Origin of the sequence: Pectobacterium sp. IFB5596, from assembly GCF_021432585.1 — a bacterium.
GTDB lineage: Bacteria > Pseudomonadota > Gammaproteobacteria > Enterobacterales > Enterobacteriaceae > Pectobacterium > Pectobacterium punjabense.
In genome coordinates this window covers 456,433-481,935 of the sequence record NZ_LXFY01000012.1, presented here as the reverse complement: position 1 = coordinate 481,935, position 25,503 = coordinate 456,433, and the positions used below count along the sequence as shown (strand labels likewise).

General features: G+C 53.2%; 21 protein-coding genes and 3 tRNA genes. 9 read left to right on the top strand and 15 right to left on the bottom strand.

Features of this window, described 5'->3' with window-relative positions; genetic code table 11:
* Positions 1-54 precede the first annotated feature (54 nt).
* Positions 55-1,077 carry a LacI family DNA-binding transcriptional regulator gene (locus tag A6301_RS11870; RefSeq protein WP_234257837.1) on the bottom strand — a complete coding sequence of 341 codons (1,023 nt, stop codon included), beginning with the start codon at positions 1,075-1,077 and terminating at the stop codon, positions 55-57.
* Positions 1,078-1,403: 326 nt separating this feature from the next.
* On the opposite strand from A6301_RS11870, the gene A6301_RS11865 reads away from it, so the two are divergent.
* The gene (locus A6301_RS11865; protein ID WP_234257836.1) at positions 1,404-2,600 is read left to right on the top strand and encodes a mandelate racemase/muconate lactonizing enzyme family protein; all 1,197 of its coding nucleotides are present in this window, start codon (positions 1,404-1,406) and stop codon (positions 2,598-2,600) included.
* A 63-nt stretch (positions 2,601-2,663) separates the two neighbouring features.
* Here A6301_RS11865 and argA read toward each other — a convergent pair whose 3' ends face one another.
* Complete coding sequence (gene argA, locus A6301_RS11860; RefSeq protein WP_168444496.1) at positions 2,664-4,007, bottom strand: amino-acid N-acetyltransferase; 1,344 nt, start codon at positions 4,005-4,007, stop codon at positions 2,664-2,666.
* 259 nt (positions 4,008-4,266) lie between these two features.
* Between argA and amiC the strand changes: the two genes are divergently transcribed.
* A complete protein-coding gene (gene amiC / locus A6301_RS11855) occupies positions 4,267-5,511 on the top strand; it encodes an N-acetylmuramoyl-L-alanine amidase AmiC (protein ID WP_107168116.1) in 1,245 nt (414 codons plus the stop codon).
* 179 nt (positions 5,512-5,690) lie between these two features.
* Here amiC and A6301_RS11850 read toward each other — a convergent pair.
* The 3 genes from A6301_RS11850 to A6301_RS11840 form a co-directional block, all read right to left on the bottom strand.
* Positions 5,691-5,767, bottom strand: a tRNA-Met gene (locus tag A6301_RS11850).
* A gap of 47 nt (positions 5,768-5,814) precedes the next feature.
* Positions 5,815-5,891 (bottom strand) — tRNA-Met (locus tag A6301_RS11845).
* 48 nt (positions 5,892-5,939) lie between these two features.
* Positions 5,940-6,016 (bottom strand) — tRNA-Met (locus A6301_RS11840).
* 268 nt (positions 6,017-6,284) lie between these two features.
* Here A6301_RS11840 and mltA point away from each other — a divergent pair.
* Complete coding sequence (mltA, locus tag A6301_RS11835; RefSeq protein ID WP_234257835.1) at positions 6,285-7,415, top strand: murein transglycosylase A; 1,131 nt, start codon at positions 6,285-6,287, stop codon at positions 7,413-7,415.
* Between the two features lie 96 nt (positions 7,416-7,511).
* Here mltA and A6301_RS11830 read toward each other — a convergent pair whose 3' ends face one another.
* The 7 genes from A6301_RS11830 to A6301_RS11800 form a co-directional block, all read right to left on the bottom strand.
* Complete coding sequence (locus A6301_RS11830; protein ID WP_107171150.1) at positions 7,512-8,429, bottom strand: 4-hydroxy-tetrahydrodipicolinate synthase; 918 nt, start codon at positions 8,427-8,429, stop codon at positions 7,512-7,514.
* 73 nt (positions 8,430-8,502) lie between these two features.
* Positions 8,503-9,195, bottom strand: coding sequence for a TetR family transcriptional regulator (locus tag A6301_RS11825; protein ID WP_234257834.1), 693 nt, complete (start codon positions 9,193-9,195; stop codon positions 8,503-8,505).
* Positions 9,196-9,198: 3 nt separating this feature from the next.
* Positions 9,199-10,551, bottom strand: a complete 1,353-nt coding sequence (locus A6301_RS11820; RefSeq protein WP_234257833.1) for a M20 aminoacylase family protein — start codon at positions 10,549-10,551, stop codon at positions 9,199-9,201.
* Positions 10,544-12,271, bottom strand: a complete 1,728-nt coding sequence (locus A6301_RS11815; protein ID WP_234257832.1) for an ABC transporter ATP-binding protein — start codon at positions 12,269-12,271, stop codon at positions 10,544-10,546. Before A6301_RS11815 ends, A6301_RS11820 begins: the two co-directional genes overlap by 8 nt.
* Complete coding sequence (locus tag A6301_RS11810) at positions 12,268-13,203, bottom strand: ABC transporter permease (RefSeq protein ID WP_107171146.1); 936 nt, start codon at positions 13,201-13,203, stop codon at positions 12,268-12,270. The genes A6301_RS11815 and A6301_RS11810 overlap by 4 nt, the downstream gene beginning before the upstream one ends.
* Position 13,204: 1 nt before the next feature.
* On the bottom strand, positions 13,205-14,191 hold the full coding sequence (locus tag A6301_RS11805; protein WP_234257831.1) for an ABC transporter permease: 987 nt from the start codon (positions 14,189-14,191) through the stop codon (positions 13,205-13,207).
* A 53-nt stretch (positions 14,192-14,244) separates the two neighbouring features.
* Positions 14,245-15,831, bottom strand: a complete 1,587-nt coding sequence (locus A6301_RS11800) for an ABC transporter substrate-binding protein (protein ID WP_234257830.1) — start codon at positions 15,829-15,831, stop codon at positions 14,245-14,247.
* A 537-nt stretch (positions 15,832-16,368) separates the two neighbouring features.
* Here A6301_RS11800 and A6301_RS11795 point away from each other — a divergent pair.
* Complete coding sequence (locus A6301_RS11795) at positions 16,369-18,627, top strand: molybdopterin-dependent oxidoreductase (RefSeq protein ID WP_234257829.1); 2,259 nt, start codon at positions 16,369-16,371, stop codon at positions 18,625-18,627.
* A gap of 66 nt (positions 18,628-18,693) precedes the next feature.
* Positions 18,694-19,506: a tRNA cyclic N6-threonylcarbamoyladenosine(37) synthase TcdA gene (gene tcdA, locus A6301_RS11790; RefSeq protein WP_107171142.1), complete on the top strand. Its 813-nt coding sequence runs from the start codon at positions 18,694-18,696 to the stop codon at positions 19,504-19,506.
* Between the two features lie 42 nt (positions 19,507-19,548).
* Here tcdA and csdE read toward each other — a convergent pair whose 3' ends face one another.
* Both csdE and csdA read right to left on the bottom strand, forming a co-directional pair.
* Complete coding sequence (csdE, locus tag A6301_RS11785) at positions 19,549-20,004, bottom strand: cysteine desulfurase sulfur acceptor subunit CsdE (protein WP_234257828.1); 456 nt, start codon at positions 20,002-20,004, stop codon at positions 19,549-19,551.
* 3 nt (positions 20,005-20,007) lie between these two features.
* Positions 20,008-21,213, bottom strand: a complete 1,206-nt coding sequence (gene csdA / locus A6301_RS11780) for a cysteine desulfurase CsdA (protein ID WP_234257827.1) — start codon at positions 21,211-21,213, stop codon at positions 20,008-20,010.
* A gap of 183 nt (positions 21,214-21,396) precedes the next feature.
* On the opposite strand from csdA, the gene A6301_RS11775 reads away from it, so the two are divergent.
* The 4 genes from A6301_RS11775 (at position 21,397) to rlmM (ending at position 24,631) form a co-directional block, all read left to right on the top strand.
* Positions 21,397-21,618, top strand: a complete 222-nt coding sequence (locus A6301_RS11775; protein WP_005975888.1) for a YgdI/YgdR family lipoprotein — start codon at positions 21,397-21,399, stop codon at positions 21,616-21,618.
* 526 nt (positions 21,619-22,144) lie between these two features.
* The gene (locus A6301_RS11770; RefSeq protein WP_234257826.1) at positions 22,145-23,068 is read left to right on the top strand and encodes a transcriptional regulator GcvA; all 924 of its coding nucleotides are present in this window, start codon (positions 22,145-22,147) and stop codon (positions 23,066-23,068) included.
* Positions 23,069-23,142: 74 nt separating this feature from the next.
* Positions 23,143-23,538 carry a DUF423 domain-containing protein gene (locus A6301_RS11765; protein ID WP_107171138.1) on the top strand — a complete coding sequence of 132 codons (396 nt, stop codon included), beginning with the start codon at positions 23,143-23,145 and terminating at the stop codon, positions 23,536-23,538.
* A complete protein-coding gene (gene rlmM, locus A6301_RS11760; protein WP_107171137.1) occupies positions 23,531-24,631 on the top strand; it encodes a 23S rRNA (cytidine(2498)-2'-O)-methyltransferase RlmM in 1,101 nt (366 codons plus the stop codon). The genes A6301_RS11765 and rlmM overlap by 8 nt, the downstream gene beginning before the upstream one ends.
* 45 nt (positions 24,632-24,676) lie before the next feature.
* On the opposite strand, the gene xni is transcribed toward rlmM, so the two are convergent.
* Positions 24,677-25,471: a flap endonuclease Xni gene (gene xni, locus A6301_RS11755; RefSeq protein WP_234257825.1), complete on the bottom strand. Its 795-nt coding sequence runs from the start codon at positions 25,469-25,471 to the stop codon at positions 24,677-24,679.
* Positions 25,472-25,503: the final 32 nt, after the last annotated feature.

Below are 25,503 nucleotides of genomic sequence, written 5' to 3'. Positions count from 1 at the left end.
AGAGCGTCAGGTGGATAGAACGTCAAATGAATAGAGCGTCAAATGAATAGAACGTCAGGCGGATTCCCGCTCAATCAGTGAAAAACCGATATCGATGATGGGGGCTCGCACGTCTTTCCCCTCAATCTTTTCCGCTAACATTGCTGCTGCATCGGTACCGATTTTCCAGCGGTCGATCCTGACCGTGGTTATACTCGGCGTGTTGTGTGCGGCGAAATCAAGATCGCCAAATCCCATGACTGCCAGCGTCTTCGGCACCGTGAACCCTCGGGATACAGCTTCGATCATCGCCCCCTGCGCCAGCGTATCGGAACTGCAAATAATGGCATCAAAATCCTCTCCATCGGCGAGTAGATCGCTCAGCCCTTGTCGCCCTAGCGCCAGTGTGGCAGGCCATGGGGCAATGGCTTCACGCACATCGCTTCCCGGCTGTTTTTGTATCACGTCATAGATGCCTTTTTTACGCAATCCGGCACGGGCGTCTTCGGTCCAGATAAGGCCGAAGCGTAGATGTCCTTTGCCGAGCAAATAGTCTCCGATGGCGTTCCCGATGTTTTCATGGGAAAAGCCGACCAGCATATCGAGCGGTGTTGGGGTGAGATCCCAGATTTCGACAACGGGGATTGCGGCGTTGAGGAGGAGGCGTTTGAGTTCGGGGGTGTGGTGAATACCGGTGAGGACGATGCCGTCTGGGCGACGAGAAAGCAAAGTGGTTACAAGATCCGCCTCGGACGCATTAGTATAGCCAGCGACACACAGCAGCATGTGGTAACCGCGCGTGGCCAGCTCATCACTGATCGCCTGAACGGTATCAACAAACATGTTGTTATTGATTTGCGGCACCACGACGGCAATGAGCTTGCTACGCCGAGAAGCAAGCCCGCCCGCTAACATATTGGGGATGTAGCCCGTGGCGCGGACCGCTTCCATCACCTTGTTCACCGTTTCTGCACGAACAATTTTTGGGTTGTTCAGCGCGCGGCTGACAGTCATCGGTGAAATGCCCGCGGCGCGTGCCACATCTTCCAGCGTGGGCGCGCGCGGTGGCGTAATGTTGGCATTCTTATCGCGTTTCAATCACGGGTTCCCTTCTGAGGCTGCGCGCACATTCACATGTTTTGGGATTATCGTTGATGACATATCTGTTTTCCAGTCGCCTGTGTTTCTGACAACCTGCCGAATTGTCTCGCTTTTTCGGGCTGGCGCCAGAGCTGGCCAGGCTGTATTTCCGCTGTATCCTCTTACTTTTTGTGGTGATTGCGCAATCATTAATTTTGTCTCTCGATGCACGGATTTACCGTGGAAATGATTATTATGTGATCTAAATGGCATGTTTTTTCTTCGTTTATCGCTATCTTCCTTCTGTTTATGAATGTTAGCGCAATCATTTTACGAGGTGAGATATGACCATCAGTGCAAATTCAGCGGCGGTTAGCTATGCAAAAGTCATGAACGTCAGAACGGCTGCCGAGTCGGGCGATCGAATCGAGTGGGTAAAACTCTCTCTGGCGTTTTTGCCGCTGGCAACGCCAGTCAGCGATGCGAAAGTACTAACCGGAAGGCAGAAACCGCTGACCGAAGTCGCCATTATTTTTGCGGAAATCCGCAGTCGTGATGGGTTTGAAGGGGTGGGGTTCAGCTACTCCAAGCGGGCGGGTGGACAGGGCATTTATGCTCATGCGAAAGAGATTGCCGATAATCTGCTGGGCGAAGATCCAAACGATATCGATAAAATCTATACCAAACTGCTGTGGGCAGGGGCATCGGTTGGCCGCAGCGGAATGGCAGTACAGGCGATTTCTCCGCTCGATATCGCGCTGTGGGACATGAAAGCCAAGCGTGCGGGCCTGCCTCTGTCTAAGCTGCTCGGCTCACACCGTGATTCCGTGCAGTGTTACAACACCTCCGGCGGTTTCCTGCATACGCCATTGGATCAGGTATTAAAAAATGTCGTGATCTCCCGTGAAAGCGGTATCGGTGGGATCAAACTGAAGGTCGGGCAGCCGAATACGGCTGAGGATATCCGTCGTCTCACGGCAGTGCGAGAAGCGTTGGGAGAGGATTTCCCGCTGATGGTGGATGCCAATCAGCAGTGGGATCGCGAAACGGCGATTCGGATGGGGAGAAAGATGGAGGCCTTTAATCTGGTCTGGATTGAGGAGCCGCTGGATGCCTACGATGTGGAAGGTCATGCGGCGCTGACGGCCGCGCTGGATACGCCGATTGCCACGGGCGAGATGTTGACCAGTTTCCGCGAGCATGAACAGCTGATTCTCGGTAACGCCAGTGACTTTGTGCAGCCGGATGCGCCGCGAGTAGGTGGGATTTCTCCTTTCCTGAAAATTATGGATTTGGCAGCGAAACACGGTCGTAAGCTGGCACCGCATTTTGCGATGGAAGTGCATTTGCATCTGGCGGCGGCCTACCCGATTGAACCCTGGCTGGAACATTTCGAGTGGCTGAATCCACTCTTCAACGAGCAGCTAGAGTTGCGCGATGGGCGCATGTGGGTCTCCGATCGTCTGGGGCTAGGGTTCACGCTGAGTGAGCAGGCAAGGAAGTGGACGACGCTGAGCTGTGAATTTGGCAAGCAGCCATAAATTGATAAACGATCGTGGCCGATTTTACGGTCGGCCACGAGAAGCGTTATCGAATGAAGTCGTTCAGAGATCCAGCACCAGAATCTTCGAGCGCCGCTGGTAGTTGTACAGCGCTTGTTTTTTCTTCGGCAGCATTTCTACTTCGGCGGGCAAGAACCCGCGTTCTTGGAACCAGTGAATGCTGTGTGTCGTCAGTACGAACAGCTTTTGCAGGCCCTGCTGACGTGCCTGAGTGGCAACGCGTTGTAACAGCATATCGCCACGTGATGAACTGCGGTAGTCCGGGTGAACCGCGACGCAGGCCATTTCACCGATGCTTTCTTCCGGGAACGGGTAAAGTGCAGCGCAGGCGATGGTCAGATTATCGCGTGCGACGACGGTGAATTTGTCGATCTCCATTTCTAACTGCTCGCGCGAGCGTCTGACCAGAATGCCTTGTTCTTCCAGTGGGCGGATCAGTTCCAGAATGCCGCCAATGTCATTGATGGTCGCACGGCGAACCTGCTCGGCGCTTTCCATCACGATCTGTGTGCCGATGCCATCGCGTGAGAACAGCTCTTGCAACAGGGCTCCGTCGTCCTGATAGCTGATCAGGTGGCTGCGCCGCACGCCGCTCCGACAGGCTTTGACTGCGCCGCGTAGAAATCTGACCGTCCCCGAGTGGTAATCGCCAGACTGTTCCAGTGCATCAATACGCTGCTGCGCATCATCCGGGAACAGTTCAGAAATGATGCTGCCTTCTTCGTTAGTGACACCCTGTGATGAGCAGAAGCCGATCATCTTCTCTGCTTTCAGCTTAATCGCTAACTGGGTCGCGACCTCTTCTGAGGTTAAATTGAAACTTTCACCCGTGACGGAAACCGCAACCGGCCCGAGCAGCACAATCGCGCCGCTATTCAACTGGCGGTGAACGGCTTCTTCATCAATGCGGCGAATGCGGCCGCTGTGGCAATAGTCCACGCCGTCATCAACGCCAAGCGGCTGCGCGATAATAAAATTACCGCTGACGACATTAATGTGGGCACCTTGCAGCGGCGTGTTGTTCAGGCTCATCGACAGCCGAGCGGTGATATCCAGTTGCAGCATACCCGCCGCCTGTTTGACCAGCTCCAGCGTGGCGCTGTCGGTGATACGGGTATTTTTATGGTAGTGAGGCTCGTAGTGGTGCGTTGTCAGGTTGGCATCGATCTGGGGGCGAGCGCCATAAACCACCACCAGCTTGATTCCCAGGCTGTGTAGCAGCCCGATATCATTTACGATGCTAGAGAAGTTGGCATGTTCAATGGCTTCGCCACCTAACATGATGACAAACGTTTTGCCACGGTGGGCGTTGATATAGGGAACTGAATGGCGGAAGCCCTGAACCAGTTCTGTACTCCGTTCCTTCACTGCGAGCCCTCTTTGCATTTTTATTCGTAATTTCTGTATTTTTATTCTTTATGACATAAAACGCAAGAGGAAGTATTAATCAAAAAAGCGAGGTTAATGCTTCAAATTTATGATATCCGCCTGTTATAAGGCATGAATAGGATTTTTGCATGACAGGGCGGAGCTGATTCGTTAAAGTTTTTGACAATTTTTACCTTTATTCATTTTTTGATGGCATATCCAGCACTGTGGCACCACGATAATGCAGGATAGCGCACAGCAATAAGATCGGAGTGGCATGTCTCATTCGAATCATCATCTGACTCGGCGGCGTCTATTACAAAGCGCAGCAGCCACCTGGCTGTTAAGCGTAAGCGGTGTAGGAATGGCTGCGACCACACAGGTCATCGCCGTACGCGTCTGGCCATCCTCCGCCTACACCCGCGTCACGTTAGAATCCAACCACCTGCTGAAATATAAACAGTTTAGTTTGAGTAATCCTGAACGCATCGTGGTGGATATCGAGAATGTTCATCTAAACAGCGTACTGAAGGAGATAGCCAGCCAGTTTCAGCAGGATAACGATCCGCTGATTAAAGAGGCACGCATCGGCCAGTTTGATAAAAGTACGGTGCGTTTGGTGCTGGAGCTCAAGCAGCAGGCGACGGCTAAAGTCTTTACGCTGGGACCGGTGGCCGAATTTAAGCACCGTCTGGTATTGGATTTGTATCCTGCGGCAGGGCGCTATGACAACGAAGAAGATCCGCTGCTGGCGTTGTTAGAGGATTATAACAAAGGCGAACTGGAGCGCACGCTGCCAGCAGAAGCGCCGAAAGCCGGGAAAGCGGGGCGGGATCGCCCGCTGATTATTATGCTCGATCCCGGTCACGGTGGTGAAGATCCCGGCGCGATTGGCAAGAATAAAACGCGCGAGAAAGACATCGTGTTGCAAATTGCCCGTCGCCTGCGCAAGTTGATCGATAATGAATCCAACATGAAAGCGTATATGACGCGCAATGAAGATGTGTTCATTCCGCTACGTGTGCGTGTGGCAAAAGCGCGTAAGCAACGTGCCGATCTGTTTATTTCGATTCATGCGGATGCCTTTACCAATCGATCGGCAAGAGGCTCGTCGGTTTTTGCACTCTCGAAGAAAGGGGCAACCAGCACTGCTGCCAGATTTCTTGCGGAGACCCAGAATGAATCGGATTTGATCGGTGGGGTAAGCATGAGTGGCGATCGCTATTTAGATCACACCATGTTCGATCTGGTGCAGACCGTGACGATTGGCGACAGCCTGAAGTTTGGTAAAGAGATCCTGACTCGACTGGGCAAGGTGAATCGTCTGCATAAAAATAGCGTCGATCAGGCCGGGTTTGCAGTACTTAAAGCCCCGGATATCCCTTCTGTTCTGGTTGAGACGGCATTTATCAGTAATTTGGAAGAGGAACGCAAGCTGCGCACCAGCCATTTTCAGCAGCAGATCGCCGAATCCATTTTTTCAGGAATTAAAGCCTATTTTGCCAGCCAGGCTGAACGGTAGTCGGTATGGTGGGATCGTAACTGTTACGTAATGACCGCGCGTTGGCGGCGCGGTTCAGACACATTTTCTCTGAACGTTGTGTGCTGAAGTAAAATAGGTAGAAAAATCTGGCTTATAAAACAAAAAAGCACCTGTTAAGGTGCTTTGTCGCTTGGTTCTTAATTAGATGTAGTCTTAGTTGGTTGCGGGGGCCGGATTTGAACCGACGACCTTCGGGTTATGAGCCCGACGAGCTACCAGGCTGCTCCACCCCGCGTCCGTCATAACTAATCTTCACTGCTTTGATGGACGACTCACATCAATTGGTTGCGGGGGCCGGATTCGAACCGACGACCTTCGGGTTATGAGCCCGACGAGCTACCAGGCTGCTCCACCCCGCGTCCGTACTGACTTATCTTCACTATTTTTGATGGACGACTCACATCAATTGGTTGCGGGGGCCGGATTTGAACCGACGACCTTCGGGTTATGAGCCCGACGAGCTACCAGGCTGCTCCACCCCGCGTCCGTGGATGCGCACTATACTCTCCATGAACATTGATGCAACCTATTTCTGTAAAAAGCGCTGCATTTGGCTATTAGGTGATTGATTTACCGCCTGATGGGTCGTTTTGTGAGCGTACTGAGCGATTTACAGAAAATAGCTTTTTGCGATGCCGTATGCCGAACCTCTTTCCTTACCTTATTGATTTATGCGCTATCCCATTCCTTTCTCGATAGGCGTTTGTTATCGTTCGACGGTAAATTTTTGATGTAAAAAGCGAGCGCAAAAGATGAAGGGACGGTGGGGAAGATATGTGCTGACCGCAGTGGTCATTGCCATTCTGGCGGGGTGCCAATCCAGGCCAACCGATCGCGGGCAGCAATATAAAGATGGTCACCTCAACCAGCCTTTGGAATTGGTGAATGAGCCGAATGCCAAAGGGAAACCTGTCAACGCGCGGGATTTCATGACCCAGGTTGCGGAAATTCGGTCGGCGTCACCGAATCTTTATGCGCGCAACAACACCATCTTTCAGGCGATCGAAAACTGGATGATGTCAGGGGCGGATACTCGCGAGTTGAGTAAATTTGGTCTGAACGCCTGGCAGATGGAAGGCGTTGATAATTTTGGTAACGTGCAGTTCACCGGTTACTACACGCCAGTATTGCAGGCGCGCCACACCCGTCAGGGAGAATTTCGCCATCCTTTATATGCCATGCCATCAAAGGGTAAAAATAATCGCCGCCTGCCTGATCGTGCCGGAATTTATTCCGGTGCGCTGGATGTGCGACTGGTTCTCGCGTGGACTAATTCGCTGGTTGATAACTTCATGATGGAAGTGCAGGGCAGCGCTTATATTGATTTTGGCGATGGACGCCCGTTGACGTTCTTTGGCTATGCAGGCAAAAACGGTCATGCCTACCGCAGTATTGGTAAGGTGCTTATCGATCGTGGAGAAGTGCCACGTGAAGAGATGTCTATGCAGGCCATTCGCAAATGGGCAGAGCAGCATTCCGAATATGAAGTGCGTGAGCTGTTTGAGCAGAACCCGTCTTTTGTGTTCTTTAAACCGATGATGTCTGCACCTGTGAAAGGAGCAAGCGCTGTGCCGCTGGTGGCGAAGGCTTCCGTCGCGTCCGATCGCTCGCTGATTCCGGCAGGCACGGCGTTGTTAATGGAAGTGCCGCTGTTGGATAACGTTGGCAAATTTACCGGCAAGTATGAAATGCGCCTGATGATTGCGTTGGATGTCGGGGGCGCGATTAAAGGCCAGCACTTCGATATGTATCAGGGCATTGGGCCGGATGCGGGGCACTCGGCGGGTTTCTATAACCACTATGGTCGGGTCTGGGTGTTGAAGAACGGGCAAACCAGTATGGTGAACGGTTCAGGTTCGCTGTTAGTCAGTAACCCGCAGTAGCGATCCCTTTCGTTTGACATCTCAGAAGTGGCTCTCTATTGACGCCACTTCTGAGATAAACGCCTCGCGTTCTACACGCTAATGCCCAGAAGAGAATCAGCTTTTAAAGCCATATTTGCTGCTCAGCCCTAATTCGTTCACGATGCGAACACCTGAATCCAACGCCTCACCCTGTAATCCTCGCAGTGGACGACGCAGGCTACCTGCCGGTAAACCTACCGCCTTCATCAATGATTTCACTGCCACTGGATTGATAGCCGAGTAGGTGTAATGCAGCAGAGGCAATAAATGCTGATAGGCCTTACGGAAGCGTTCCGCATCCTCGCCGTTTTTCCACGGACGAGAAATTTCGGCCAGTTCTGCCGGTGCAATATTGCCCGTCATATTGGCGGTCCCATGGCCTCCCAGCGACATCGTTGGCACCACCAGACCCAGGTTGGGCGAGTCGCAGCACATCACTGAAACATCAGGATTCCCCGCCAGAACCTGTGCGACCTGACCTACGCGAGTCGTGGATTCTTTATGAATGACGTAGTTCGGATGTTTGAAAATACGCAGCAGCGACGTCCAGTGCAGATCCGTTTTCACGCGTGGTGGGTTGTTATAGATCCCCAATGGCAAATCGGTCGCGTCTGCAATTTCCAGAAAGTAGCTTTCGATATCGCTCTCGCTGGCACAGATATAAGCGGGTGCGGCGATAATGGCACCATCTGCACCGTTGTCATGCGCATAGCGAACATAGTCAATGGTGGTGTCGGTATTGTTACCGGTGCAACCGTAGAACAGCTTCATTTTGCTGCTGCTGTATTGTGCGGTACGGTGGATGATCGCTTTTCTCTCGTCTGGGGACAGCATAGAAACTTCCCCGGTTGAGCCCATAATCAAAACGGCAGCCGTACCGTTGTCTTCCTGGAATTTTAATAGCGCCTCAAATGCGCCGAAATCTACACTACCATCGTCATTAAAAGGCGTGATGAGGGCAACAAAAGACCCTTCAATTTTTTCTCTGCTCATATCTGTTTCCTGTCGGTTTATGCGTACTACGGATAAATAAAGATCAGAACGATGACTCGCTATCAGTGCGGAGTTAAGAGGCCTCAGTCAGCGGTTCGGCGGTAAAGCCGGCCTCGACAAAACGTAATAAGTGCGACAGCACGCGGTCGTCATCGCGGTTGTCACATAGCCCTTTAGAGAGCAGCGCCAGACGGCCAGAACGCGGATCGGCATCAGTTAGCACGTGCATGGCGGCTCCGCGGGCAAATTCATAGCGCCAGATCACCTCTGCGCGCGACAACGCGGGCAACGCACGCGTAAAGGCATCAATAAAACGGTGGGCGACCTGATCGAACTGCGCCGAAAGCAGGGCGGTGACTTCCAGACCCGGCGTCGCGCGCAGGTGCTGTAATAGGCGCACGACGATGCGACCCCCATCGGGTGTGCGTGCTGTTTTAACCAGCGGGCGCAGTAGCGCATCCAGCAGCGCGGCAACGGGAAGATCATCACCCTGATTGGTTTTCTCTACCTCATCCAGCAGTCGCGTTCTTTCGTCATTTAGCGGGCCGAGAACATGGTCCAGCACGGCACGCAGCAATCCTTCTTTCGAACCAAAGTAATAATTCACCGATGCCACGTTTACGTTAGTGGCTTCGGTGATTTCACGAATAGTCGTCAGTTCACTCCCTTTGCAGGCGAAGATCGTGATGGCTTCACGCAGGATGCGCTGTTTGATGTCCGCTTCTTTTTCTTTGCTTTGCGCTTTGGTTTTCAATAACTCCACCATGATTCATCCTTTTGACTCTCGCTCGACGTCGGGTGCGCAGCCGCCATGCGTTGTTATGTTTAGATCGTGGGGTAATGCGCTGTCGTTCTTGCCTATACCCTGTCTTGATAACCCTAGCTCTTGATAAACCAGTTCTTGATAAACCAAGGTTGCCCAATAGCGGATACCTAATGGGATCAGCGCATCATTAAAGTCGTAGTGTGGAGTGTGTAGGTGATGCACGTTGGCCGCACCTTTGTTGCTGTTTCCCAGCATCATGAAGGCACCGGGGCGCTGCTCCAGCATGTAGGCAAAATCTTCTGCGCCCAGCAGCGGCGTCATGGCGGTTTCCACCTGTTCGAGTCCAACCACCTGCGCGGCAGCATTAACGGCGAGCTGCGTGGCGTGTGTATCGTTAACTAGCGTGGGATATTGCCGTTCGTAGTGCACGTCGGCCGTGGCACCAAAACCCTGTGCGGTGCTGTGCGCCAGTTCTCGCAGGCGTTTTTCCAGTAGATCGCGAACGCTCGGCGAGTAGCTCCGTCCGGTTCCTTTAAGGATGACGCTATCGGGGATAACGTTCGGGGCATGGATATCGCCGCCCTGAACATGGCCGATGCTGAGCACTGCCGCCTCCATCGCAGGGACGTTGCGGCTGACGATCGTTTGCAGTCCCAGCATAAATTGTGCGGCAGGCAGCGTTGGGTCGATAGAAAGGTGGACGCCTGAACCGCCGTGTCCGCCTGTGCCGTGAAACGTGACCTGCCAGGTGTCGCTGGCTGCCAGCATCGGGCCGCTGCGAATCGCGAACTTACCGACCTCGATACCGGGCTTGTTATGCAGGCCAAACAGTCGATTGCAGGGGAACGCGGTCAGCAGGCCATCATTTAACATTGCAAGCCCGCCGCCTAATCCTTCTTCTGCCGGTTGGAAAATAAAGTGCACGGTACCTGCGAAATCGGGGTGTAGAGACAAATAGCGTGCGGCACCCAGTAGCATGGTGGTGTGTCCATCATGTCCACAGGCGTGCATTTTTCCAGCATGCACCGAGGCATACGGCAGACCTGTTTTTTCACTGATATACAGCGCATCCATATCTGCCCGCAGGCCGATGCTATCTTCACCGGGATAACGGCCGCGTAAGGTCGCGACCACGCCCGTACCGCCGATGCCTGTAGTGACAGCAAGCCCCCATGCGGTCAGTTTTTCTGCCACCAACCGCGCGGTAGCAAATTCTTCGAAGCCGATTTCTGGGTGTTGATGAATATGGTGACGAATCGCAACCAGCTCAGGTAAAAAATCCTGAATGACCGATTCCATTACCGTTTGGTCAATAAAGGTCGAGGTACTCACTTGGCGTTCACTGTGCTTATCCATGCGCCTGCCTGCTCATCGGCTGTGGGGACACAGACGCTTCGCGCTGCCCGCCGCCGGGGACGGCATCGATCAGTTTGCGGGTATACGGATGCTGTGGCTGATGCCAGATGCTGTGGTGATCGCCGCTTTCCACGCAGCGCCCGTTTTGCATCACCATGACCCGGTCGGCGATATAACGCACCACTGCAAGGTCGTGGGAAATAAACAGCAGCGACAGACCCATTTCGTTTTTTAACTCCACCAGCAGATTGAGAATTTGTGCCTGAATAGAGACATCGAGCGCAGATACGGGCTCGTCGCAAATCACCAATGAAGGACGCACCACCAGCGCACGGGCAATGCCGATACGCTGACGCTGCCCGCCGGAAAACTCATGGGGATAGCGATTCAGGCTGCTTTGCGGCAGACCGACGCGATCGATGATAGTGTTGATCGCCTGCTGTCGCTGCGGACGATCGCCAAGGCCGTGCACAATCAGCGGTGTTTCAAGAATATGCTGAATGCTGTGGCGTGGGTTCAGCGAGGCGTAGGGGTCCTGAAAGATCATCTGTACCCGCTGACGTAACGCTTTCAACCGTGATTCTTTTAGCGTGGTGATGTCTTGCCCATCAAAGACGATCTGCCCGTGTGACGGTGGTAACAGACGCAGAATGGTTTTGGACAGGGTCGATTTGCCACAGCCGGATTCCCCCACCAGACCGAGCGTTTCACCGGGTAAAATAGTCAGTGAAACATCGTCAACCGCCAGCACCTTGCCCTGCGGTGTTGAATAGCGGGTCCGAATATTTTTCAGCGAGAGCAGCGGCTGCTGATCCGTGTCGGTAGCTCGGTGAATCAAGCTGGGTGGCGTCAGCAGTGTAAAATCGGCGCCTTCGTCCGTCGGGGCGTGATGGATTTCCGCCAGCCGATGCGTACGATAATGCCTGTCCTGATCCATATGTAGCGATGTCGCCAGCAGCCCGCGCGTGTAGTTATGTTTGGGGGAAAAGTAATGCGTGGATGACTGAAACAGGTCAGCTGCCTGTGCTTCTTCTACCTTTTGCCCGGCATACATCACTGCGACGCGGTCGGCCCACTGTGCAACCAGTCCAAGATCGTGGGTAATCAGCAGCAGGCTCATCGAGAATTCACGCCGCAAATTATCCAGCAGCGCCAGAATTTGTGCCTGAATAGTGACGTCCAGCGCGGTGGTTGGTTCATCGGCAATCAGCAAGCGCGGACGGCACGCCACCGCCATGGCAATCATGACGCGCTGACGCTGGCCGCCGGACAGGTTATGTGGATAGTCATCTACTCGTCTGGCCGGTTCTGGGATCTTGACCAGATCTAACAGTTCGATAGTGCGAGCCCTTGCCTGTGCAGGTGTTAGCGCTTCATGCAGCCGTAGGGTTTCACTAATTTGTTGCCCTATAGAGAGCACCGGATTGAGCGAGGTCATCGGTTCCTGAAAAATCATCGACAGCGCGCTGCCACGTAGTTGACGCATCTTGCGATCCGGCAGGGTAAGCAGATCGTGTCCGTCAAACAGAATGCGACCACTGATTTTTCCCGGTTCGGCGACCAGTCGCATCAGGGACAGCGCCGTTGCGGATTTACCACAGCCGGATTCACCGACCAGCGCCAGCGTTTCTCCGGCGTTAATCGTCAGGTTTAGCCCTCGAACGGCCTGATGGCCGGGAAAATCGACGCGTAAATCTTGAATATCGACCAGCGGCTTCATGCGCTTCTCCCTCGTAAGCGTGGATTCAGGGCATCGTTCAGCGCATCACCCACCAGATTCAGTGACAGTACGGTTAAGACCAGCGCGGTGCCGGGTAGGGCAGTAAGAAACCAAGCGGTACGCAGCGATTCTCGGCCAGCACCGATCATGCTGCCCCAGCTCACGCGGTTCGGATCGCCAAACCCTAAGAAAGATAAAGCGGATTCAATCAAAATGGCCGAGGCGACCATGACTGACGTGGTGACGATGATCGACGGCAGCGCGTTCGGCAGCATTTCCTGAAAGATGATGCGCAGGCTGGAAAATCCCTGACTGCGTGCGGCTAACACAAAATCGCTTTCACGCAGCGAGCGAAACTCAGCCCGCACCAGACGTGCAATCGTCGGCCAAGCGGCGATACCGATGGCCAGAGAAATCAGCGTAACCGAAGGGGAACCGATGGCGACCAATACCACGACCAGCAAAAAGGTCGGGAAGGTCTGGAATAGCTCGGTGATGTGAACCAGCAGGTCATCCACCCGACCGCCAAAATAGCCCGCCAGCGCACCGACGACGGTGCCAATTAACAGGCTGACCATCACGGCCGAGAAACCGATTTGCAAGGAAACCTGTGAACCATGGACGATGCCAGCAGCAACATCTCGGCCCATCGAATCGGTTCCCAATGGGAAATCAGGATTTTCACCCGGCCACAAGAAAGGCTGGGCGACCATATCCAGCGGATCGCCGGGATACAGTAACGGCGCGAATGTCGCCATCAGAAATACCGTAATCAGCAGCAGCAGACCAGCCATCCCCGCGGGATTACGGATAAATGCACGCACCTCCGGTGACAGGCGAAAAGGCGCTTTTAACGGACGCGTTGATGTTGAACGAGCGCTATCTGCTGCGGCTTTCTTCGGCACCAGGTTTTCAGGAGAAAGGTTATTCATATCAGCGAGCCTTAATTCGGGGATCGAGCCAGGATTGCAATAAGTCCACCAGCACGTTAGCCAAAATGACTAAGAAGGCGGAAAGCAGCAGGACGCCTAACAAGACGTTGAAGTCGCGAGCCATTACCGCTTCCAGCGCCAGACGACCCAGTCCCGGCCAGCTAAAGACCGTCTCGACCACCGCCGCGCCGCCCAGCAGATTGCCGAAGTGCATACCCGCAACGGTCGTGATAGGCAGCAGCGCACAGCGTAGAATGTGCCTGACGGTAACCCACAGCGGCGACAGTCCTTTGGCATGTGCGGTGCGAACGAAATCCTGCTGAGCAATTTCCAACATGGCCGCGCGGGTCAGACGGGCGTAAATGGCGATAAAAAAGCTGCTCAGCGCCAGTACCGGGAGAATGGCATGCTGCAACATATCCTTGAAATACGCCCAGCCAGTCAGGCTTGCGCCGATGGTGATGTTGCCGCCGCTTGGCAACCAATCAAGATGAACAGAAAACACAATCAGCGTCATCAGGCCGATCCAAAATCCTGGAGTGGAATAGAGCAGCAGCGCGATCAGTGAAAGCAGCCGATCGGGCCATTTGCCCGCCCATACCGCCATTATCGTCCCCAACGTTATGCCGATAACAATGGCGAATACCTGTGATAGCAGCATCAGGAATAGCGTGCCCGGTAGCCGTGATAGGATTAGATCCATCACCGGTGCGTTGTAGCGGGGAGAAAAACCGAGGCTGAACTGCGCCAAGTTACTCAAATAAACCGAGAGTTGTTGCAGTATGGGCTGATCGAGACCGAATTGGGCGCGCAGGTGTGCCATGGTCGCTTCGGTTGCATTGCCTGACTCGCCGGCCAGCACATCAACGGCGTCTCCCGGCACCAACTGCAACAGGAAAAACACCAGAATGATAATGCCAATCGCTGTTGGCAGCGCATGAAGCAGGGTACGCCACAGTACGTGCCCGATTCGTTCTACTTTATTCATCACATACCTTCATGAGAGTTCCCCTGCCAGTGCAGGGGAATGCTGTATTACGATTACTGATCCAGCCACACGTCGGCCAGGCTGCCGTTAACGCCCTGAATATCCGTGACGACGTTATGCACACGCTTGTTGTAAATGGTCTGGCGCTTAATCTGGAGCAGGTTCAAATCAGGAATATCCGTGGCGATGATGCGTTGGAACTGTTTGTACAATTCCACGCGTTTTTCAGGATTGGTTTCCACCGCAGCCTGCTCAAGCAGACGGTCGACTTCCGGGTTGCTGTAATGTGAGCCGTTGCCGAAAGGCACGCCCGGTTGATAGGTTTTTGACCAGTACAGGCGCTGGACGCCCACGGCAGGATCGAACAGGTTTGAGATGGAACCATTGTTGAAGTCAAAGTCGCGGTCGGTATAAACGCGCTTAACGAAGGTGGCGAAATCCTGAGAGCGAATGGTGACGTCAATACCGACTTTAGCCAGCGACGATTTGAGGTATTCCGCGACGCGTTTGAAGCTGTCGCCATAAGGCATGAAATCATGTACCAGCGTGAAGCGGATACCGTTTGCCTGACGTGGGAAGCCTGCTTCGTCCAGCAGCGTGTTCGCTTTGGCAATATCGAAACTGTAAGGTGACGGTGTTGTATCGTGGAACTGCGCCAACTCCGGCGTAATCGGCGTTGGTGAGCTTACCGCATAGCCGTACCACACCACGTTTTTCAACACATCGATATTGATGCTGTGCGCAATGGCCTGGCGAACCTTCAAATTCTTCAGATAAGGATTATCCAGATTGAATTCGATGCGCGTTTGCGTTGGGCTGTAGCCATAGCCAGCCGTTTCAATACCCAATTTGGGGTTCTTCTTGATGCGTTCAATTTCACTCAGCGGAACGGGAGAGTCACTTCCCAGATCCAATGCGCCGGTTTCAAGAGCAATCGTGCGAGTGGCGGCATCAGGGATGATTTTCACCACCAGTTTATCGACGTATGGCTTGGGGCTGTCCCAGTAGTTCGGGTTGCGTTCATAAAGGATATGGCTGCCACGCACCCATTCCTTGAACACAAACGGGCCAGTACCAATCGGCGCGGTATTGTGAGGATTAGACAGAATGTCTGTACCTTCGTATAAGTGCTTCGGCACGATAGGCGCTTCGTTGGCGGAAAACGCGCTCAGCAGATAAGGCGCGGGTTTTGACAGTTCCAGGATCGCGGTATACGGATCGGGTGTCTTCACTTCGGTGACGTTGGCAAAGGTGCCCTGACCGCGTGAATTGTATTTTTTGACGGTCAGAATGGAAAACGCAACGTCCGCAGACGTGAAGTCTTGCCCATCATGCCATTTCACGCCTTTACGCAAATGGAACGTATATTGTTTACCATCCGGGCTAACTGACCAACTGGTCGCAAGTTGCGGGGTCGGTTTCATATCGAAATCGTAATTCAGTAGCCCTTCAATCACTTTGGCGTTGATCTTCATTACCGCGCCGCTGGTGCTAACCAGACTGGTTAGCACCGGTGGCTCAGGCTCGGCCAGAAAATTCAGCGTGCCGCCGCGCTTGGGCGTCAACGTTTCCGCCTGTGCGGCAAGGCCGAAGAGCGAAGAGGTCAGAATCAGCGCTGACAAGAAGAAATTTTTTTTCATATTTCCCATCCGTATGCAGAGGGCAGAGGTGTGCGCTCCGCCTTTATTTTTTTAATGGCGTGTTTTGAATGATGTGTTTTGGGTGACAAAAAACCGTTCTCTTCAGGAGGAAGAGAAATCAGGCTGAATTAAGTCAACATCGGGGCAGTAATGAAATAACGTCATTACCGTTGCTGTGTGGCGTAATGGTTTTCATGCTGTGTTCCTGGTTTGAATAACGAACAAAGAATAAAATTGCCTGAATTTTAAAGTGGGTCACTTAAGCCTCATTTTAGGAGAAACACGGGGATGGGATTCCCGCAGGGACACCTCGCCCCGTGGTCGCTCCGTGTATCTCGGTTCTTAAATGATCGGCATTGTCCTGAACCACCTCTTTATTTTCTGGTTAAACCCTAGCCCAACATGCGTTTTAAACGAACGTTTAAATATGGATAACGAATGCCGAATTATGCATAAGCTATTCACGCTTCTTGCTGTTGGGGAGGTGGATAATTCAGGTTATTATCCACCCTGCTAATTACTTATCCTGAGGTTGTCATGGCGATTAAACGTTATCCACATCTTGCGCATTGGGGCGCGTTTACCGCTGTGGTTGAAGACGGAAGGCTGATTCGATGCGAGCCGTTTACGGGCGATCCGGCTCCTTCCCCCATGCTTGATTCCATCGTGCCGCTGGTGTATTCCGACCGACGTATTCGTCGTCCGTCTGTACGCCGTTCCTGGCTCCAGAAACGAGAAAACAGCGATAAAACGCTGCGCGGTCGGGAGGATTTTGTTGAGGTGGATTGGGACGTGGCGCTCGATTTGGTCGCGCAGGAAAATCGCCGTATTCGCGATCGCTATGGTGCAGACGGCCTGTTTGCCGGTTCCTACGGCTGGTCGTCAGCCGGGCGTTATCACCACGCGCGATCTCAGGTGCGCCGCTTCTATTTCTCCGGCGGCGGCGCGGTCGACCAACAGGGAAATTACAGCTGGGGTGCGGCACAGTTCTTCCTGCCTTATGTGATAGGCACCTTCCATCCGCTGACGGGCAAGGTGACTGAATGGCGTAGCGTTGCTGAACACTGTGATATTTTCCTCGCGTTTGGCGGTTTGGCGCTGAAAAACGCGCAGGTAGCCTCCGGCGGTGCCGGGCACCATACGTTGAAGCCTGCATTGGAAGCGCTGGTGGCGAAAGGCATTCCGGTTATTAACATCAGCCCGATGCGCGACGACTGCCCTGAATTTGTGAATGCCGAGTGGATTCCCATCCGCCCGAATACTGATGTCGCACTGATGCTGGCGCTGGGCTATGAAATTCAGCGTTTGGGCGCTGACGATAAGGATTTCCTGCAACGTTACTGCGTCGGTTATGAGCAGTTGAGCGACTATTTGCACGGCCGCGGCGATGGCGTGGTGAAAACCCCCGAATGGGCCAGCGACATCACGGGCATTCCTGCCGATCGTATCCGGCGTCTGGCGCAACAACTGATTGGCGTACGCAGCTTTATTACCTGTTCTTACTCCGTGCAGCGTGCGCACCGTGGTGAACAGCCGTACTGGATGATGATCGCGTTGTCTTCCATGCTGGGGCAGGTGGGGCTACCGGGCGGTGGCTTCTCCTTTGGACACGGTTCGATGAACAGCGTCGGTAACGAACGGATTTCAACGCCTGCGCCCGCTTCGCCGTCCACGCCGAACGCAGGACGGGCTATCCCCGTGGCGCGTATCGCGGATATGTTACTGCACCCGGGAACGCCTTATACCTTTCAGGGTGAAACCCATACTTATCCCGATGTTCACCTGATTCACTGGGCGGGCGGTAACCCGTTCCACCATCATCAGCAACTGAACCGTCTGGTGGACGGTTGGCGTAAGCCGGATACGGTGATTGTGCAAGATATCGTTTGGACGCCAGCCGCGCAGATGGCCGATATCGTGCTGCCCGTTACCACCACGCTGGAGCGTAATGATATCGGTGGGTCGTCCCGCGATCGTTTTATTTTTGCCATGCATCAGGCGATTGCGCCGCAGCATCAGGCGCGTAACGACGTGGATATCTTCAGCGAGCTGGCGGAGCGCTTGGGATATAACGCCGCGTTCACGCAAAACCGCAGCGAGCAGCAGTGGCTGGAACATCTCTATGACGAATGTCGCTCAAAGCAGCGAGATATCGCTGACAGTTGGCCGTCATTTGAGGCGTTCTGGCAGCAGGGTTATGTGGAAATCCCGATGGATGAAAAGCCGTTTGTATTCTTTGAGGATTTCCGTCGCGATCCACAGCAGCATGCCTTGAGCACGCCAAGCGGTAAAATTGAACTGTTCAGCTCAGCCATCGCCAGCTATGGATACGCCGATTTTGCGCCGCATCCTGAGTGGCAACCTCCCGTTGAATGGCTGGGAGCAAAAAGTACGGAAGAGTGGCCGCTGCACTTTATTTCCATTCAGCCATCTGACCGTTTGCACAGCCAGTTAGCTGCTACACCGCAGGTTGCCGCGAATAAGACCGCAGGAAAAGAGACGTTGTACATGCATCCGCAGGACGCTGCCGCGCGAGATATCGTCGACCGTTCACAGGTGGAAGTCAGAAATGCGCGTGGTCGTATTCTGGCTGGCGTACAGATTACCGATGGCGTAAAACCGGGTGTAGTGATCATGTCCACCGGTGCCTGGTTTGAGCCCGGTTTCGGCCAGAAAACGTGGCATCCGGTTGAACAATCAGGCAATGCGAATGTACTGACGCTGGATATTGGCACATCGCCGCTGACGCAGGGGCCGAATGCCATGAGCTGTCTGGTGGATGTGGTGCGGGTTTAGCGCTATCCTGAGCCGCTTTTTCGCTGTGTTATTTTCCTGTGATTTTGTTTTCGTAAGGTTGGTTGAATGAATACGCAATTATCCGAAGCCTATTTGCAACGCTTCGGCGGCACCGCGCGGTTATATGGTCAACAGGCGCTGGCGCTGTTTTCTCAAGCTCACGTTTGTGTCATTGGCATTGGTGGCGTCGGTTCCTGGGCGGCTGAGGCACTGGCGCGTACCGGCATCGGTGCGATCACGCTGATCGATATGGATGATGTGTGTGTCAGTAATACCAACCGCCAGATTCATGCTTTGCGTCAACATACCGGGCAGTCAAAAACGGAAGTGATGGCGGAACGTATTCTGGCGATCAACCCGGAATGCAACGTCACCTGCGTGGATGATTTCATCAGTGCGGAAAACGTGGCGGAACTGCTCGACCAAAACTTTAGCTATGTGATTGACGCCATCGATAGCGTGCGCCCGAAGGCGGCGCTGCTGTCATACTGTCGACGCTATAAGATCCCAGTCGTGACAACCGGTGGGGCGGGTGGGCAGATCGATCCAACTCGGATTGAGGTCGTCGATCTGGCCAAAACGATCCAGGACCCGCTCGCCGCTAAGCTGCGTGAACGGCTCAAGCACGATTTTAACGTGGTGAAAAACAGCAAAGGAAAACTGGGAATCGACTGTGTGTTTTCCAGTGAGCCACTGGTTTATCCGCAGCCTGACGGTTCCGTCTGCGCATCTCGCAGTACGGCTGATGGCGTGATGCGTATGGACTGTGCGTCTGGCTTTGGTGCCGCAACGATGGTCACCGCAACCTTCGGGTTTGTTGCGGTATCCCATGCGCTGAAGAAGATGATCGCGAAAATGGACAGGACAGCTGCGGCGTAAGTGCTAAAGAGCCTCTGCTATGTAGAAATAGCCTGAATGCTTCTACTTGGCGGCGGCCTCTTGTGCGGCAATGTCTCTGATTCTTGCGGCCAGCGCTGTCAGCCCGCTTGAACGCGAAGCGCTGAGCTGAGCACGTAACCCCAGCGTATCAAACAGCGCCAATGGATCGTGCTGTAATAGCGTTTCTGGCGTTTTTCCCTCAGCGGCGGTTAATAATACTGCCAGTAATCCCCGCACAATGCGCCCGTCGCTGTCGCCGTAAAAATGTAGCCTGCCATCCTCTTGACGTTGATAACCCAGCCAGACACGATTTTCACAACCGGATAACGCAATATCCTCGGTTTTTAGTGCATCCGGCAGCGCTGGCAGCGCTTTTGCCAGCAAAATGAGCTGCCGATAGCGATCTTCCCATGCGCGGCAGGTATCGAAGCGCTCCTGCAACTCGGCAACGGAGATGGGGTGGCCAAAAGGATGCGTCGTGTCAGTTGATTTGGTCATGGTTTAGTCGATCAGTAATTCAAGGGCGTTGCCCACCGCAGCGATCAGCGCAGCAACATCTTGTTGGTTATTATACGGGGCAAACGAGGCGCGGAGCGTACCGCTGACGCCGAGTGCGTCCATTAGCGGCTGTGCACAGTGGTGTCCGGCGCGCAGTGCGATGCCGCTTTCGGCGAGTAGTGTCACCAGATCGCTGTGGTGTACATCGGCAATGTCAAAGGACAATACGCTGGAATGCGGGTTACGGAAACTGCGAAAACCGGGAAACTGCGCCAGATGTGTTTCGGCAAGCTCTGCCAACTGCCGACTGTGCTGCTCTGCGGTGTGCCAATCCAGCGTGGTCAGCCAGTCTAAGGCCGCAGACAGACCGAGCACGCCAGCAATATGCGGCGTTCCCGCTTCAAATCGCTGCGGGATCGCCTGTGGCACGAAGCCGTCAAAGGACACTTGCGTCATCATCTTCCCGCCGCCCTGCCACGGCATCATGCTTTCCAGCAAGGCGGTTTTGCCGTACAGCACGCCGATTCCGGTGGGCGCATAAAGCTTGTGCCCGGAAAACGCGTAGAAATCGATATCCAGCGTCTGTACATCAGGTGGACAGTGGACGATACCTTGTGCACCGTCAACCACCACTACCGCGCCATAGCGATGAGCCAACGTAATTGCGCGCGCCAGATCGGGCTGACCACCCGTCACATTTGACATTTGGCCCAGCGCCAACAGGCGAGTTCTTGGCGTGATCAACGTGGTTAGCAGCTCAATATCCGGTAAGAAGTCTGAACCGATCGGTAACTTCACCACGTTCGCGCCAGTTTGCTGTGCCACCATGAGCCACGGAATAAGGTTAGCGTGATGCTCCGCTTCGCTAACGATAATCTCATCGCCCGGTTGAAGGCGAGGGCGGGCATAGCTCTGTGCGACAAGGTTGATTGCTTCCGTTGTGCCTCTGGTCCAGACAATTGAACGTGGATCGTTTGCATGGAGTAAGGCTGCGACGTGTTCACGAGCGCCTTCAAAACGCTGGGTCAGCGCCTGTGCGCCGCGATGCTGGCTGCGATGCACCGTGCCACTCTCGCTGCAATAAAACTGCTGCACTGCATCAATAACAGGCTGCGGTTTCAGCGCGGTCGCGGCGCTATCAAGATAGACCGTCGAATGTTGGAGTGCGGGAAACTGTTGGCGAAAAGTAGCAGGGTTAAACGGTGTCATTTGCATCCTCTTATAGAGGGCAGATCCTGTCCCATTTTGTCAGGAGAGACAAGTTTAGGACTATGCCTAATCCGATTTTATGGAAAAAAAAGCAACTATTGCTACGCTTTAAAGTGTTAATTTTCAGGATTTCCTGATGCATAGGGTTAACTAGAAAACATTTAAATTCATTGGGAGTTAACTATGAAGAATAAAATTTCTATTTTTGCCGCCATCGTGATGGCGTTTTCTCTGGCAGCCTGTTCGAGTAATTATGTCATGCATACCAATGATGGGCGCACCATTGTGGCTGAGGGGAAACCGAAGGTTGACGATGAGACGGGTATGATCAGCTATACCGACGCTTACGGTCAGCAGCAGCAAATTAACCGAGATAATGTGAAAGAAATGGCGAAAGGGAAGTAGTACCGTTTGCCCGTCACCTGCCAAGCCGAGCCAGATTTAAATAAGGCTATCGTGGCGTTAAGGTGTGAAACGTAAGCAAAAAAAAGCACCGCAATTTGCGGTGCTACACAAAAAATCACTTTGGACAGACAGGGTAAATGTACAGGAAGTGAATAGGGTAGACTCGCTACCACATCTGCAAAAGGCAGACAAACAAATAGCAAACACAACATCACAACCACAAGCCAAAAGCACCTCAGGTCACCCATCCGCACTTTTCGTTCCGGCTCAGGAAGTTGCGCTAATATAGGTATTTGCTGGTACATCCTCAATGGACAAATTATAATGTCTCGGATTACAAAAACTAATAGATGTACCCGTCATCTTTTTGTTGCAGAGAGTCTGGTTGTTGCTGATGGTATTCATCGCTTAGCCAGCTAATTGGCTGGCGATCTTTCCCGTCATCGCCTTTCTGCATCTTAAGATTTAATGGGTACGAATGTGCCTGATAAATCGCTGACCTAGCGTAAACAAAAAGATTTCATTCATGTCAAAACGTCTACCTCCGCTCAACGCATTGCGCGTTTTTGATGCGGCGGCTCGCCATTTAAGTTTTACCAAAGCGGCAGAGGAATTGTTTGTCACGCAGGCTGCCGTCAGCCACCAAATTAAATCCCTGGAAGATTTCCTGGGGCTTAAATTATTCCGCCGTCGTAATCGTTCCCTGTTACTGACGGAAGAAGGGCAAAGTTATTACCTTGATATCAAAGAGATCTTCTCATCGTTGAATGACGCCACTCGTAAGCTGCAATCTCGCAGCGCGAAGGGGGCATTAACGGTCAGCCTGTTGCCCAGTTTTGCTATCCATTGGCTGGTGCCGCGTCTTTCGAGCTTTAACTCCGACTATCCGGGGATCGATGTTCGTATTCAGGCGGTTGATCGCGATGAAGATCGTCTGGCGGACGATGTGGATGTCGCCATTTTTTATGGTCGAGGAAACTGGCCTGGGTTGCGGGTGGAGAAACTCTACGCTGAGTATCTCTTGCCGGTTTGCTCACCGGTATTACTGACAGGGGAGCACCCGTTGAAGACGCCAGACGACTTGGCGGCACACACACTGCTGCACGATGCGTCGCGCCGTGATTGGCAATCCTACACGCGCCAGCTTGGCGTGCAAATTAATGTGCAGCAAGGGCCAATTTTCAGCCATAGCGCGATGGTGTTGCAGGCGGCGATTCACGGACAGGGCGTGGCGCTGGCGAATAATGTGATGGCGCAGACGGAACTCGAAGCCGGGCGACTGGTGTGTCCGTTTAACGATGTATTGGTGAGCCGGAATGCTTTTTATCTGGTATGTCATGACAGTCAGGCAGAACTGGGTAAAATAGCCGCCTTTCGCCACTGGATTCTGGCGCGGGCGGCCAGCGAGCAGGAAAAATTTCGCTTCCGCTATGACAGCGGTACGCGCTGAGGTCGCATCGTTGACTATCGAAAATTGATGGATCGAATCATTTACGCAGGTCACTACGATAATAGGTAACTACGATGAATAGTCGTTTCATGCTGATGTTTGCTGCTATCAGCGGGTTTATTTTTGTCGCGCTAGGCGCGTTTGGCTCCCATGTCCTCAGCAAAACGCTGGGCGTTACGGAACTAGGGTGGTTGAAAACCGGCCTTGAGTATCAAGCATTTCACACGCTAGCGATTTTGGCGCTGGCGGTTGCGATGCAACAGCGAACCAATCTGTGGTTTTACTGGAGCAGCGTGTTTCTGGCGTTGGGAACGGTACTCTTCAGTGGAAGTTTGTACTGTCTGGCGCTTTCTCATCTGAAACTGTGGGTTTATGTGACGCCGATTGGCGGAGCCTGTTTTCTGGTGGGATGGATATTAATGTTGATTGGCGCACTGCGTCTGAAGATAAAGGCTGAACGCCATGAATAAAGTCATTTTGTATTGCCGCCCTGGATTTGAGAAAGAGTGTGCGGCAGAGATAACCGAAAAAGCCACGCAGCATAATGCCTTCGGCTTTGCGCGGGTAAAAGAAAACAGCGGTTACGTCGTATTCGAATGCTATCAGCATGAAGACGCCGACCGTTTGGTAAAAACGCTGCCGTTCCATGAGCTGATTTTTGTCCGTCAGATGTTTGTCAGCGGTGAACTGTTGCGCGACCTGCCGCCGGAAGACCGTATTACACCGATCGTGGGTATGTTGACCGGTGCCATTGAACGTGCCGGGGAGCTGCGTGTTGAAGTCCCTGACACCAATGAAAGCAAAGAGTTGATGAAGTTCTGCCGCAAATTCACCGTGCCATTGCGCGCCGCGTTACGCGAACATAACATTCTGCTGGGCTATGAAAAAGCCGATCGGCCGGTACTACATGTACTGTTTATTGCGCCAGGCTGCTGCTATGTCGGTTACTCTTATAGCAATAACCATTCACCGTTTTATATGGGCATTCCACGACTGAAGTTCCCTTCTGATGCACCAAGCCGTTCGACACTTAAGCTAGAAGAGGCGTTTCACGTCTTTATTCCTGCTGATGAGTGGGATGAGCGTCTGGGCAGCGGAATGTACGCAGTGGATTTAGGTGCATGCCCCGGCGGTTGGACTTATCAGTTGGTCAAACGCAGCATGATGGTTTATGCGGTAGACAACGGCCCAATGGCACCAAGCCTGATGGAGACAGGGCAGGTAATGCACCATCAGGCGGATGGCTTCCGTTTCGAACCACCGCGCAACAATGTGTACTGGCTGGTGTGCGATATGGTGGAAAAACCCGCCAAAGTCACGAGCCTGATGAGTGATTGGTTAATTAAAGGCTGGTGTCGTGAAGCGATATTCAACCTGAAGTTACCGATGAAGAAGCGTTACGAAGAAGTGTCGCAGAATCTGGCGCTGCTGCGTGAACGCCTGAGCGAAAATGGGATTAACGCGGAAGTGCGTGCTAAGCATTTATACCATGACCGTGAAGAAGTCACTGTGCATGTGCGTCGTTTTTGGAGCGCGGTGCCAGGCCGTCGCGACGAGCGATAGTCGTGTGCTGATGCGTACCTGGAGCTATTCAGGTGCGCATCCGTATTAATCCTGCCGTGAGTAGGAGTGTGGTTGAGCGTTATTCTGCACAGGTAACCTCAACTGTTGCAGATTACCATTAAGCGTTAAATCGGTACGCAGTGTGGCAACCTGACGGCTGATTAACGCCATTTCTTTATGTTGCTCCAGCTTCTTACGCCACTTCTCTGGCACCGTATCTAACTGCTGATATAGCGACTCCAGACTTCCTGCCTGTTGTAAGAGCTGTGTAGCACTTTTAGGGCCGATACCCGCAACGCCCGGAATCTTGCTGCTGCTAATACCTGCCAGCCCCCAGTAGTCTGTGAGCTGCTGTGGTGAAACACCAAATTCCTGTTCGATAAACGGCAGATCCAGCCAGCGTTTCTGAAAGTAATCTCTGATCTGAATGTGTGGTGCCAATAACTGGCAGTAGCCTTTATCGGTCGACACAATCGTTGCCTGATGACCCGTGGATGACAGCTTGACGGCCAGTGTAGCGGCGAGATCGTCGGCTTCATTACCGGGGCTATGCCAGCTTGCTACACCAATGGTGGCAAATGCCGCTTTAATCTGCGGGAGTTCCTGTTTCAGATTATCCGGCATTGGCGTGCGTCCCGCCTTGTAGTCCGGCAAAAGTTGGTGACGCCAACTGGTATCGCGATCTTCATCATCAAAGACGGCCACCGCGTGGGTAGGCTGGCTATTTTGTATGAGCTGATGCAGCGCATGTTGGCACGCTGTGATACAGGGCGAACCTTGTACCGCATGAATGCGACGTATCAGATTGAGCGCGTCGACAATCAGCAAATGGACGGGCATCGCATCATTCCTGAAAGAAGGGGGGAAGCTAA